Origin of the sequence: Pontibacter harenae (assembly GCF_020907245.1) — a bacterium.
GTDB classification, from domain to species: domain Bacteria; phylum Bacteroidota; class Bacteroidia; order Cytophagales; family Hymenobacteraceae; genus Pontibacter; species Pontibacter harenae.
This window is the reverse complement of the sequence record NZ_JAJJWH010000045.1, coordinates 1-13894: the sequence shown is the minus strand read 5'-3', so window position 1 is coordinate 13894 and position 13894 is coordinate 1. Positions and strand designations below refer to the sequence as shown.

Annotated in this window: 10 protein-coding genes; all 10 read left to right on the top strand. The window is 47.6% G+C overall.

The window, feature by feature from the left end; genetic code table 11:
* The first annotated feature begins 11 nt into the window (after nucleotides 1-11).
* Nucleotides 12-362: a DDE-type integrase/transposase/recombinase gene (locus tag LN893_RS17150; protein ID WP_229972235.1), complete on the top strand. Its 351-nt coding sequence runs from the start codon at nucleotides 12-14 to the stop codon at nucleotides 360-362.
* Nucleotides 359-589, top strand: a complete 231-nt coding sequence (locus tag LN893_RS17145; protein ID WP_229972233.1) for an IS3 family transposase — start codon at nucleotides 359-361, stop codon at nucleotides 587-589. Before LN893_RS17150 ends, LN893_RS17145 begins: the two co-directional genes overlap by 4 nt.
* Nucleotides 590-1706: 1117 nt before the next feature.
* The gene (locus LN893_RS17140) at nucleotides 1707-4847 is read left to right on the top strand and encodes a SusC/RagA family TonB-linked outer membrane protein (protein WP_229972231.1); all 3141 of its coding nucleotides are present in this window, start codon (nucleotides 1707-1709) and stop codon (nucleotides 4845-4847) included.
* A gap of 11 nt (nucleotides 4848-4858) precedes the next feature.
* A complete protein-coding gene (locus tag LN893_RS17135; protein ID WP_229972229.1) occupies nucleotides 4859-6328 on the top strand; it encodes a RagB/SusD family nutrient uptake outer membrane protein in 1470 nt (489 codons plus the stop codon).
* A gap of 383 nt (nucleotides 6329-6711) precedes the next feature.
* On the top strand, nucleotides 6712-9609 hold the full coding sequence (locus LN893_RS17130; protein ID WP_229972227.1) for a S9 family peptidase: 2898 nt from the start codon (nucleotides 6712-6714) through the stop codon (nucleotides 9607-9609).
* Between the two features lie 157 nt (nucleotides 9610-9766).
* Entirely contained in the window at nucleotides 9767-12220 is a 2454-nt protein-coding gene (locus LN893_RS17125; RefSeq protein WP_229972225.1) for a S9 family peptidase, read from the top strand.
* Nucleotides 12221-12462: 242 nt separating this feature from the next.
* The gene (locus LN893_RS17120; protein WP_229972223.1) at nucleotides 12463-12744 is read left to right on the top strand and encodes a hypothetical protein; all 282 of its coding nucleotides are present in this window, start codon (nucleotides 12463-12465) and stop codon (nucleotides 12742-12744) included.
* Nucleotides 12710-12967, top strand: coding sequence for a TolB-like translocation protein (locus LN893_RS17115; protein WP_229972221.1), 258 nt, complete (start codon nucleotides 12710-12712; stop codon nucleotides 12965-12967). The genes LN893_RS17120 and LN893_RS17115 overlap by 35 nt, the downstream gene beginning before the upstream one ends.
* Nucleotides 12968-13609 carry a hypothetical protein gene (locus LN893_RS17110; protein ID WP_229972219.1) on the top strand — a complete coding sequence of 214 codons (642 nt, stop codon included), beginning with the start codon at nucleotides 12968-12970 and terminating at the stop codon, nucleotides 13607-13609.
* Between the two features lie 42 nt (nucleotides 13610-13651).
* Nucleotides 13652-13894: transposase (locus LN893_RS17105; protein WP_229972218.1), on the top strand; the 243-nt coding region annotated here is incomplete at its 3' end.

The following is a 13894-nucleotide window of genomic DNA, read 5'->3' as shown; positions in this document are numbered from 1 at the left end:
GGAAGTATAAAGTGCAAACCACCGACTCCATTCATGCCTATACAGTAGCTGAGAACCACCTGGCAAGAGATTTTCAAGCGGTAAAGCCGGCAGAGAGGTGGGTATCCGATTTAACCTGTATCAAAACAGAAGAAGGCTGGCTCTACCTGACGATCGTACTGGACCTGGCTGACAGGAAAGTGGTGGGCTGGGCGCTGGGCGAGACCATGGAGGCGGAGGCGACCACGGTGGCTGCCTTTCAGATGGCCATCAAAAATAGGCCATTGTTCTGCTCCCTTCTGTTCAACTCTGACCAAGGCGTACTTACGCCTGCAGTGCCTTCAGAAAGCAACTGGAGGGGATGCCGGTGGTGCAAAGTATGAGCAGGAAGGGGAACTGTTGGGATAACGCAGTGGCAGAGAGTTTCTTCAAGACCCTGAAAACCGAACTGATCTACCACCGAAAATTCGCCACCAGGCAAGAGGCAAGGCTCGCTATATTTGCCTACATCGAGATCTTCTACAACCGGAAAAGGAGGCATTCAGCACTTGTCTACCTGACTCCCTGCCAGTATGAGAACCTGCCCTACAACCAAGCTATGGCTGCCTGAAAAAGTCTCCAGTAAAACATTGTAATTCCAGTCAAGTCCTGCCGGGAGGTAAGTTTTGAGTTCCACAGGGAGGGCTACGAGATCATCCAGCGCTACAGTCAGCCTCCTCCCGGCTCGCTCCTGAAGGTAAGCGCCTACCTCTTCGATGACCTGGGGACAGAAAGCAGCGGGAAGCACTACGGCAACACCTGCAACGTGATGGGGGAGGTGCTACTGAGCCGCTACGACCAGTTTGTTCTGTTGGGCGTGAAGACGCACCTGACCACCAATTTGGCCAACTCAGAAATAGAAAAAGCCTACGGCTAGAGGGTAAGGTCTAGGATGCGGGAAATGTTTAACCTGGTGAGTTTTAGGGCAGGGGCAAATGATAAAAGGTGATGATGAACAGACAGGTCAAACTAAGTAGTTCATGGTGATTTAGATTTCTCTGCCGGGCATCCCGATGGAACTGGTGTTGTTTGCTGTCTCCGAACTTCTTGCTCCTATACGGCTGTGTTCTATAGGTATATCCGCTGAGGGAGAGTAAGTATTCAATCAGTTTAGTTCTTTTTAACCCTCACATACTATCCTTAGTTTATATAAACCTTTTTCGGCTGACTAACATGGCATCCCTCAAATGCCACTGCTTACCACAGTGTCTCTATCTGTTGGTCTAAGGAAAACTTGTATAGTGCAAAATAAATAGTACGTACTTACTTACCTATTAAATTAATAAAAAACCTTTTCTGTTGATAATATTCTAACACTAATAACATCTTGTTGTAATAAAATTAAATTATTGTTTAAATATTTGCATTTATCATAACAATAGAATATCCTTGTCAAAAGAATAGCGATTCTTTATATACATATGATTGGATACCATCCAGTCATATGTACAATTATTCTGTGCTCTACCACTCCTATGCCTTTTTAATTTTTGCATAATGCCATTGCATAAAAGGACTGGGCTTTTAGTGTAGTAAAATCCCTTATGGTTACCATGCGTGGCTGGCGCTAAAGCCAGCGATTTTTACGCCTAGTGCAGCGACTTTCTAGGTGCTTATTATAGATGTAGAGCCGCTAAGCAGCAGATAATAACCTTTATTAATTTTATATTCATCTTAAATGAAATTTTATGACAAGACTATTACTACTAAGCTTTGCTCTGCTGTTTACTCTGACGCACGAGGTTGCGGCACAGCATAAGAGCGTATCTGGTACGGTAACAGATCGAGCAACTGGAGAAGGGTTGCCAGGGGTATCGGTGGTTGTAAAAGGAACTGCAGTGGGTACGGCTACGGGAGTAGATGGCACCTATACGATTTCTGTTCCTGCTGATGGCCAAACCCTTGAGTTCCGCTTTATAGGCTATCAAGCTGTAGAGCGGGCTATCGGCAATGCAAGCACTATTGATGTAGCGCTTGGCGTAGACCAGAAACTGCTGGAAGAAGTGGTGGTGGTAGCTTACGGTACAGCCGATAAAAGCTCCTTCACCGGTTCCGCCTCGCAAATAGGGAGTGAGGAGTTTGAGCTTAGGCCTGTCACTAACATCACCAATGCTATAGCTGGTAAAGCAGCAGGGGTGCAGACAACATCCGGAAGCGGCCAGCCAGGAGAAGGACCTACCATCCGGATTCGTGGAGTCGGCTCTATAAACGGTAATAATGATCCGCTCTATGTTGTGGACGGTGTTCCTTATTCAGGCTCTATTGCAAACCTCAATGTTGATGATATTGAGAACATGTCGATACTGAAAGATGCTGCTTCAGCCTCTATGTATGGTGCGCGTGCCGCCAATGGTGTGGTCATCATTACTACCAAGAAAGGTAAAAAAGGACGTAATCAACTCAATGTCAAGTTATCGCAGGGTGTATCTGAAAGAGCCATTCCTGAATATGATCGCCTAAATGCATATGAGTACTACCCACTTATGTGGGAAGCCTACAGAAACAGCTTAGCCTATCGTGCTTCTAATCCGTTATCGCTTGATCAGGCAAACCAAAGGGCTTCAGAAGGAATCAAGGGACTGCTTGGGTATAATCCTTTCAACGTCCCTGATAATCAGATTGTGTTTCCCGATGGCACTATCAATCCAGATGCGCAACTGCTTTACCCTGACGACCTGGATTGGGAAGCACCCATCACACGGGCAGGCTCCCGCGCAGATTATAACATCAGTTACAGTGGCGGTTCTGAAAAGAGTGATTATTATGTCTCTTTAGGATATCTGAACGACAAAGGGTTTGCCATCAGAACAGACTATGAGCGGGTTACAGGCCGCGTGAATGTAAACACACAGCCCCTGAACTGGTTCAAAGGAGGGTTGAATATTGCAGGCACTGTCACCAATTCTAACCAAGTAGCCACTACCGGTAGTACAACATTTGTCAACCCTTTCTTCCTAAGCCGTACCATGGGGCCAATTTACCCCGTGTATGCACATGATCCGCTTACAGGAGAATATATACTGGATGAAAACGGGCAGAGGATATACGACTTAGGTAGTATGAGTGACTTAGGGTTGCCAACACGCGCCAACAGCCCGGGCAGGCATATTATAGCGGAGACAAACCTGAATGACTATGGGTTTAATCGGAATGTGCTAAGCGCAAGAACGTATGGAGAGATTTATTTTCTGAAAGACTTCAAATTTACCACAAACCTGAGTGTAGATATAACCAACAACAATAACAAGACTTACCAAAACACATTGGTAGGGGATGGTGCACCTGCAGGAAGGGCGAGCCGTACCAGCACAAACACCACCAGCTATAACTTTAACCAACTGCTCAATTACTCCAAAACCTTTGGGCTACATACCGTGGATGCCTTGTTAGGCCATGAGAACTATGACTGGACTTATGACTATTTTACAGGTTCCCGCCAGGGCATCATCTCGGAAGGCAACAGTGAGCTGATCAACTTCACGACTACAAACAACATAGAGTCTCGCCAGGATTTGTACAGAACAGAGGGCTATTTTTCCAGAGTTAACTATAGCTTCGATGATAAGTACTCACTTTCAGCCTCCTACCGTCGCGATGGTACATCCAGGTTTTATAGTGATGTGCGCTGGGGCGATTTTTGGTCTTTGGGTGCCGCTTGGCGTCTTGACCAGGAGTCATTCATCAATTTGCCAGACTGGGTGAATATGTTGAAAGTAAGAGGCTCTTATGGAGAGGTTGGCAACGATGATGTCGGTGACTATTACGCCTGGCAGGCGCTGTATGAGCTGGGCTATAACAATGCCTCTGAACCAGGTTACCTCCAGAGCACGCTGGGCAACCGGGAGTTGGTTTGGGAGTCGAACAACAGCTTTGATGTAGGTATAGACTTTGACCTGTTCGACAGGGCCAGAGGCAGCGTAGAGTTCTTTAACAGACAGTCAGAAAACCTTCTTTTTGAAGTGCCGCTTCCTATCTCCAGCGGAATCATGACCCGGTTTGAAAACGTTGGTGCTATGTATAACAGAGGGGTGGAGTTTCAGGTATCTGCTGATGTTATCAGGGGAACAGACTTTAACTGGAACATTGACCTGAACTGGACAACATACAAAAACCAGATAACGAAGCTGCCACAGGATGAGATTATTGACGGCACTAAAAAGCTGATGGCAGACCAGTCTATTTATGATTTCTGGTTGCGTGACTGGTATGGCGTTGATCCGGCAACCGGTGCAGCACTCTACCGCGCAGATACATACAATGAGAGTAACAGCATGATCATTGGCAGTGACACTGTTACAACAAACATCAACAACGCAAGGTACCAGTATAGCGGCAGTGCCATTCCTAATTTTGCGGGAGGTATCACAAACACCTTCTCTTATAAGAACTTCTCTCTTTCTGCTTTGCTAACCTATCAGGTTGGGGGTAAGGTATATGACGCCGCCTATGCGTCTTTGATGAGTGCAGGCTCTTATGGTACAGCTCTGCATGTGGATGCACTAGGCCGCTGGCAAAACCCTGGTGATGTAACAGATGTGCCGAGAATGGACAATTCTCAAACCACCAACTTTAACGCATCAAACTCAGACCGCTGGTTAGTAGATGCCTCCTACCTAAACTTCAGATCTGTTAACCTTTCCTATAGCCTTCCTGCGAGCGTTGCCTCAAAGTTGCAGATGCAGAATGCACTCATATATATAACGGGAGAAAACCTTGCGCTCATCAGTGCCCGCAAAGGTCTAAATGTTACACAGGCATTTAGTGGTGTTACATCTAACTACTACTCCGCTGCCCGTGTGCTTACACTAGGATTGAATGTCACTCTTTAAGCTTTAAGAAAATGAAAAAGATCATATATACTCCCCTTGTAGCCTTCCTGTTTGTTTTTTCCTCCTGCGACAAGGACTACCTGGAGGTACAGCCTACCGACTTTGTATCTGAGCAGGCTGTTTTTACCACTACTACAAATGCCTGGGCTGCTTTAAATGGCATACACCGGAATATGCTGATCCGCCAGGACGATCAAAGCGAGTTTGGAGAGGGTGGCGTAAAAGTGAACATGGATATGCTGGGCGAAGATCTGGCTTTTGCCTCGGCGTCTAACAGCTGGCACCGGGACACCTACAGATGGAATGATCACCGAAACACCAACAGCAACGTCTCACAGTATGTCTGGGAGTTTTATTACAGGATGATTGGCAATGCCAACATGATCATCAACAACATTGATGCTGCGGATGGCCCTGAGGTGGATAAACAAGCTATAAAAGGACAAGCGCTGGTTTACAGGGCTTGGGCGCACTACCAGCTTGTGCAGGTATATGGCAAGCGGTATGATGCCGGGGCGAACAACGATCAGCTCGGGGTCCCTATCATGTTAGTTAACTCCACTGAAGGAGAGCCGCGTGCATCTGTTGAAGAAGTGTATGCACAGGTTAACGCTGATCTGGACGAGGCCATGACGCTGTTGGAGGGATACGATAGAACTTATAAATCCCATTTTGATGTAACTGTTGCAAAGGGGCTTAAAGCACGTGTTGCCTTAACAATGCAAAATTGGGAGGCAGCCGCTCAGTATGCTTCTGAGGTAATAGAAGAGTCTGGAGCGACCTTAATGGACCGGACACAATACACGGAGGGGTTCAATAATATCGATAATCCTGAATGGATATGGGGAAGCAGGCAGATAGGTGACCAGCAAACTTATTTTGCTTCATTTTTCGCATACATGTCGGCTAACTTCAATTCTACAAACATCAGGGTTAACCCTAAACTTATCAACTCTGCGCTATATGACCGGATACCTGCCACTGATATCCGCTCCGAAATGTGGGATCCGACAGGAGAGTCTGTTCCAGCGCCACCAAACGGAACAAAGGCACCGTACGCTTCCAAGAAGTTCTTGTCCGAGAGCAGCGCCCTTAGCATAGGAGATGTTCCGCACATGCGGCTGGCAGAAATTTATTTGATAAAAGCAGAGGCTTACGCACGTATGGGGCAAGATGACGCAGCCGCTGAGGCACTGTATACCTTGGCATCCAACAGAGATCCTGAATATGTGAAGTCTGCCAACACGGGGCAAGCGCTTGTGGATGAGATCCTCTTTCAGCGTCGCATTGAGTTGTGGGGCGAGGGCTTCCGATTCCTGGATTTAAAGCGAACAAACAGCGGACTCGACAGAACGGGGGCTAACCACAATCTGGCTTACGCAGTGACCATGACAGTAGAGCCAGGCGTAAATGACTGGGAGTTTTTAATACCTCAAGGGGAAGTCAACTCCAACCCACAAATTGTGCAGAACCCACTGTAAAAGATGAACAGCATCGTTTACAGCTAATAAGAAAAATAAACCACTACCTTAGAAACATGGGGTAGTGGTTTACTTCTTTCAAATAGAATAAAGTTTAAACATGCTCCTGTAGCAGGGTACTACTTACGCAATGAACAGCAGCGTAAGGCAAAGGTCAGAGGCTGCCGCAGTGGTAGCATCGAATTTAATCCCATAACGGCCTCCAGTACATCTCATCAAAGCTGAATCCCGAATGCAAAAAAAACTACTTCTTCTATAATTTAAAAGTCACAAATTTGGCTCTGGACAATAGAATGAAGTTTCCCGATATGCAACTACAAATAATGGAGGCATAACTAATTAAATCTAAAGCCGCAACCACTATAACTTAATCCTTGAATCCGATGAGAATATTTTTACTATCAATGGTGCTTTGCGGAGCCTGCATGCAAGCGGGCTATGCCCAGCAGAGTGCCAAAAAGCCTCTGACACACGAGGTGTATGACAGTTGGAAAGATGTGGAGGGTGACCGTATTTCAAACAATGGCAACTTCGTGTTGTATCAAGTAAACCCACAGGAAGGCGACGGTGAGCTTATTATTAGGAACTACTCTAACAATGCCTCTATGCGCTTTGCGCGTGCCACAAAAGCCGAGTTTACCAACGACAGCCGCTTTGCAGTTTTCCAGATAAAGCCGGAATATGGCAAAGTGCGGCAACTGAAGCTGAAAAAAACCAAAGTGGATGATTTGCCCAAGGATTCACTGGCAATTGTTACGCTGGAGACGAATGCTGTGAAAAAAGTGGCGCGTGTTAAATCATACGTACTGCCCAAAGAAGGCAACAACTGGGTCGCGTATCAGCTTGAGAAGCCTGTGCTGGCCAAAAAAGAAGCCTCTAAAAAAACAGAGGGAGAACAAACGGCACCCGAAACGCCTGCTCCAAAACCATCCGGGCGGGCAGCCGGCAGAGCTGGCGGTGCTGATCCGGTGGGCAGTGGTAAAAAAGAAGCATCAGAATTGGTATTGCTAAACCTGCAGTCGGGGCAGGAGCACCGCTTTGAACGTGTTTCAGACTATAGTTTCTCTGAGAAAGGAAACATGCTCTACTTTGTGCGGGAGAAGCAGGACTCCCTGCACAACGCCGGTGTTTTTGCCTTTAATACAACTTCTCTAACAGCAATTCCAATCGATACAGGCCGTGCATCCTACCTGGGCCTGGGTGCCGACAAAGCAGGGGAGCAGCTGGCTTTTATGGCAACAGAAGATACCTTAGGAACAGAAATCCGCAATTTCAGCCTACACCTCTGGAACAGCAAAAGCAATAAAAAGCAGTTGGTGGCAGATACTGTTTCCAAAGGGATGCCTGCTGCCTGGATGGTGAGCGAAAATGGTTCTTTGCGTTTCTCTGATGATGGGAAGCGCCTGTTCTTTGGTACCGTGCCACGCCCGAAGCATTACGAAAAAGACACTACCAAACTGGAAGAGGACAAAGTAAGCCTCGATATCTGGACCTACAAGGACCCTCTCATTCAGCCGATGCAGCAAAAGCAGCAGAGCCGGGACCTGAGAAGGTCTTTTCTGGCGATGTATGACATCAAAGGAAAACGCATACAGCAACTGGCAACGCTGGAGGTGCCGGATGTTTACCTGGATGCGTACGGCCAGGGGGATGTGGCTTTAGGCGTGAGCGACGAGGAGTACAAGCAGTCGATTGGCTACGATACACCAACCCGCAAAGATGCTTACCTCATTGATCTGAAAAGCGGCAAGTACAAAGAAGTTCTAAAAGGAGCACGCGGGACACCAGGCCTTTCTCCGCAGGGCCGGTACCTGTATTGGTACGAACCTTCTGATAGCAGCTGGCACGCCATGTCTACAAAAGGCGGAGCAGATTTTAACCTGACCAGGAAAATCGGTGTGCCGTTTTACAACGAAGATAACGACGTGCCCTCGCTGCCGCGTGATTACGGCTCAGCTGGCTGGGTAGAGAAAGACAGCTATCTGCTGGTGTACGACCGCTACGATATCTGGCAACTGGACCCAACGGGCAAAAAAGCAGCCGTGAGCCTGACGGACAGTTATGGACGGGCGAATGACCTGCGTTTGTGTTACGATAAACTTGACGAGGAAGAGAAGTTCATCGGCGCCAATGCTACGCTACACTTGTCCGCTTTCAATCTGAAAGATAAATCCGGCGGTTACTTCCGCGACTATATGGGCAAAACAGTTCAGCCCGAAAAGCTCGTGATGACACCACACGGCTACAACCGCCTGAGCAAAGCAAAAAACAGCGAACGCTATACATTCCGGCGAGGCTCTTTTAAGGAGTACAATGATTTATACACTGCCACTGGCCTGGACTTCGCCAGCGCCGGGAAACTAAGTAATGCCAACCCGCAGATGGCAGAGTATTTATGGGGAACAGTTGAGCTGGTAAACTGGAGCTCGTCAGACGGAATTGCGCTGCAGGGCTTATTGTATAAGCCCGAAAATTTCGACCCGGAGAAGAAATACCCGATGCTGGTATATTTCTACGAGCGTTCTTCTGACAGGATGCACAACCACCGGGTGCCTGCGCCGAGCGCCTCTACCATCAATATCCCATACTTTGTCAGCAACGACTACCTCGTGTTTGTACCGGATATTGTATACAAAGACGGCTATCCAGGCGAGAGTGCCATGGATTGCATTGTGCCGGGTGTGATGAGTTTAGTGGACAAAGGTTTTGTGGATGAGAAAAACATGGCGTTGCAGGGCCAGAGCTGGGGCGGCTATCAGATTGCGTACATGATTACGCGCACCAACTTGTTTAAGACTGCCATGGCGGGTGCTCCTGTGTCTAACATGACGAGTGCCTATGGCGGTATCCGGTGGGGCACGGGCCTGAGCCGCCAGTTCCAGTACGAGCGTACGCAGAGCCGGATTGGCGGTACGCTTTGGGAGAAACCACTGCAGTTCATTGAGAATTCTCCCCTGTTCTTTGCCGACAGAGTAGAAACGCCGCTCCTGATCATGCACAACGACCAGGACGGTTCAGTGCCCTGGTACCAGGGAATCGAGTTCTTTATGGCGCTGCGTCGCCTCAACAAGCCTGTCTGGATGCTGGTTTACAATGGCGAGGACCACAACCTGGTACAGCGCAAGAACCGCAAAGACCTATCGGTGCGCATGGCACAGTACTTTGACTACTACCTGAAAGGCGCACCGGCTCCAAAATGGATGGAGGGCGTTCCTTCTATCTTAAAAGGGAAAGAGTATGGCTTTGAGTTGATAGAGACAGCTGCTGAGGCTCAGAAATAGCCTTACAGGAGAGGTGCTGATGATTTACCATCAGCACCTCTCCTGCATTTAAGCTGCTTGTAGTCTATCATATAGGATGAGGTGAGTTTGCTTCAGAGCTCAACCGCATAGTTCTTTTAGGATGCTATAAATGATTTATACCTAAACAAGTAATAATATGACACTGAAATACCATTTACAAAACATGAAAAGATATTATCTGGGTTTGTTTCTTTTTGGAGGCCTTATCCTATCAGGTTATGCACAAAGCAATTTAACGTATCAGTTACCCCCGAAGAGTATTGTAGACCTGGTAGATGCCCCAAGCAGTCCGAGAGTTCAGTTTAGTAAAGATGGAAGTCTGATGTTGCTGCTGCAGGCGCCAGGTTATGCTTCCATCGAGCAGGTCGCTCAACCTGTAATTGGAATTGCCGGCATTAAAGTGAACCCCGCCAATAATTCCACGGAATCTGAAGTTGCCGGTGTTTATAACACGCTGACAATTAAAGATGTTAAGACTGGAAAAGAACTTAAACTCACCGGTCTTCCTGAGAACCCAAGGATGACAAATATTACCTGGAGCCCTGACGGCAGCTATTTCGCTTTTAGTAACAATACATTTAGTGGTGTTGAATTATGGCTGGCAGATATAAAATCACTGAGAGCAGTGAAATTGTCAGATGGTTACCTGAATGATGCATTCGGCAAAACAATGCAATGGCATCCGGATGGAAAGCATATTCTGGCTCAGTTTGTGAACGCTGAACGCGGAAATAAACCGGCTGAGAATATTGTGCCTTCCGGACCGGTTGTACAGGAAAACTTAGGTGTGACCACTCCTTCCAGAACTTATCAGAATTTATTGCAGAACGCCTATGATGAGCAACTGATGGAGTACTACCTAACCTCACAACTACAGGTGGTTTCAGTTGATGGGCAATCAGTTAAAATCGGCTCTCCTGCTATTTATCGTAATGCAGCTTATTCGCCGGATGGTAAATACCTGATGGTTCAGACTGTTCAAAGGCCCTATTCTTATTTAGTCCCAGTATATTACTTTCCTTTCAATACCACCATCCTGAATACCAAGGGAGCAGTGGTAAAGGAGCTATATAAGGCACCTTTAGCAGATAAACTCCCTACAGGATTTGATGCGGTACTAACCGGCCCGCGTGGTTATGAATGGCGTGACGATGCACCGGCTACACTGGCATGGGCAGAGGCACAGGATAAGGGAGATCCGAATGTTGAAGCAACAGTACGCGATGCCGTATTTACTTTAAGCGCACCATTTAATGGCACACCTAAAAAGCTATTCTCTATGCCTCTAAGATACAGAGGAGTAGAGTGGGGAGATAAGGACTATGCCATCGTAGAAGAACGCTGGAGAAAGGATCGCAAGGTGAAAATGACCTTGATAAACCCGGAGACCGGAAAGGTGATAAAGCAGATAGCAGACAGGTCTTCAGAAGATACTTATACCGATCCGGGCAATTTTATTCATAGTAAAGATGAAACCCTGTTATTTGAAAAGGCAGGTCAGCCAGTGGTGTTCACAGAAGGTGCAGGAGCTTCTCCAAAGGGCGATAGGCCGTTTATATTAAAATGGAACCTGCTTTCTGACAAGCAGGATACGTTGTTCAAGTCCAGGGCTCCCTATTATGAAGAACCGGTTTTCTTTAACAACACCGGGACAATATACATCTCCAGGGAATCGACAGATGAAACGCCGAACATCTTTGCCGTCAACCTCAGAAACAGAAAAGCAAAAGCCTTGACTAACTTTTCAGATCCGTATCCGGGGCTGAAGGGTGTGCAGAAATCCTTACTGTCTTATCCAAGAAAAGATGGTATCCAGCTATCTGCCACGTTATACCTGCCAAAGGACTTCAAAAAAGGAGATACACCATTACCGGTATTGATCTGGGCATATCCAAGAGAATTTAAAACACTTGCCGCAGCTGGCCAGGTGAAAGGATCTCCCTACCGCTTCACGAGATTAGCTTTCCGTTCCCCGGTTTACTGGGTAACCAGAGGGTATGCAGTTCTCGATCAGGCAGACATGCCAATAGTGGGTGAAGGCAAAGAAGAGCCAAATGATACTTTCTTAAAGCAGATTGAAGACAATGCCACTGCCTTGATTGACTATGTAGTTGAGATGGGCGTGGCAGACAGGGAGCGTGTTGCGGTAGGAGGTCATTCTTATGGTGCGTTTATGACAGCGAACCTATTAGCGCATACCAATTTGTTTGCAGCCGGTATTGCAAGGAGCGGAGCCTATAACAGAACCCTAACCCCGTTTGGGTTTCAGGCGGAGGCGCGTACTTACTGGGAAGCGATGGATGTTTACAATCAAATGTCACCTTTCAACTACGCAGATAAAATCAAAACGCCATTGCTGATGACGCACGGCATTGATGACGATAACTCAGGAACTTTCCCCATTCAGAGTGAGCGCTTATACAGTGCTATCAAAGGACATGGCGGAACAGTAAGGTTGGTCATGCTGCCAAAAGAGTTTCATGGCTACAGAAGTCGAGAGTCTGTGCTGCATACCTTCTGGGAGCAGGATAGATGGTTGGAGAAGTATGTGAAGAACAAGGGAACGCTATCTTCCAGTAAGCAAGAATAAATGCTGGCAGGCTTTTATCTGAGAATCTAACACTGCTATAGGTTATTATGAAGCCTACAAAAGTCTAAGGCAAGGGCCAGGAGCAGCTTCATGTTCATGAAAAGCACGTGCAACGCATGATTAAGCATTGAAAGTGCCGCTGTAGATTCAAAATGATACTTTGTTATATATTTGATTAAAATTTTTAGCAAAAGATGAATATTACAATTTAAATAAGCAAAAAACGGCTGGCGCCATGGTTTTTGTGCCTGTCGCTACTGGGAGTTACGCCGGCAGCTTTTGCCCAGGGCGGGCAGGAGACTAATTCAGGCTACCAGCGCCCGCCAGAGACGATGGCAGCCATCATTGAGGCACCGGCCACGCCATCGGTGAGAATCAGCGCCAAAGGCGATTGGATGCTGTTGCTCGAGAGCCCCGGCTACCCAAGTATAGAAGAAGTGTCGGCACTTGAAAACCGTATTGCCGGGTTGCGCATCAACCCGGCCACCAATGGCAGAGCCACGGCAGCTACTATACAAACATAAAGCTAAAGCAGGTAAGTGGAGGGCAGGAGTTTACACTCCAGGGGCTTCCGCAGCAAGCGCAGATAGCCAAGTTACCTGGTCACCAGACGAAAAGCACCTGGCATTCATCAACACCAAAACCAACGGCATTGAATTGTGCCTGGTTGCCCTGGCGACCAGGCAGGCTAAGAAACTGACAGATGCTGTCCTGAATGATGCATACGCAGGTAGTCCGTTTGAATAGATGCCGGATAGCAAGAGCCTGGTGGTGAAATTTGTGGATGAAAACCGCGGGGAAATGCCAAAGGTGAATACTGTTCCCGCCGGCCCAACGGTGCAGCAGAACATCGGCAAGGCCAATCCTTCCCGCACTTACCAGGACCTACTTAAAAACCGTTACGACGAGCAGCTGTTCGACTACTACATGCAGTCACAGCTGAAGTTTGTAACGCTGCAGGGCAAGCAGCAGAACCTGGGCCAGGCCGGCATAGTGAAAAGTGTAGAAATATCACCGGACGGCCAGTACATGCTGGTGCAGACCATTCAGAAGCCTTATTCTTACCTGGTGCCCCACTACTATTTTCCTTATCAGGTGGAAGTGTGGAGCCGCGACGGCAAAGTGGTGAAGCTGGCGCAGCTGTCACTGGCAGAGGACATTCCTATTGCCTTCGATGCCGTAGCCAAAGGCCCCCGCAGTTATAACTGGCGTTCTGACAAGCCTGCCACCCTCTACTGGGCAGAGGCGCAGGACGAAGGCGACCCAGGCAAAGAGGTCTCTTTCCGGGATGCGGTTTATACCCTGGATACCCCTTTCTCAGCCCAACCTTTTAAACTAGCCTCCACCAAAAATGATCTCCCCCCAAAAAACCGGACCGTTGTAAAGTAGAGAAAACGGGCAATAATCGTATAGAACTAAAAGCGAATTGCCATGAAGAAGACAAAATTCACCGAGGCGCAGATCATCTTCGCCATCAAGCAGTCAGAGACAGGCGTTTCTGTTGCAGAAGTATGTCGAAAGATGGGCATCTCAGAGGCCACCTTTTATAACTGGAAGAAAAAATACGGTGGTTTAGGAGTATCGGAACTACGCAAGCTCCGGCAGTTGGAGGAGAAGAACCGGCAGTTAAAACAGCTGGTGGCGGACCTGAGCCTTGACAAACAGATGCTGCAG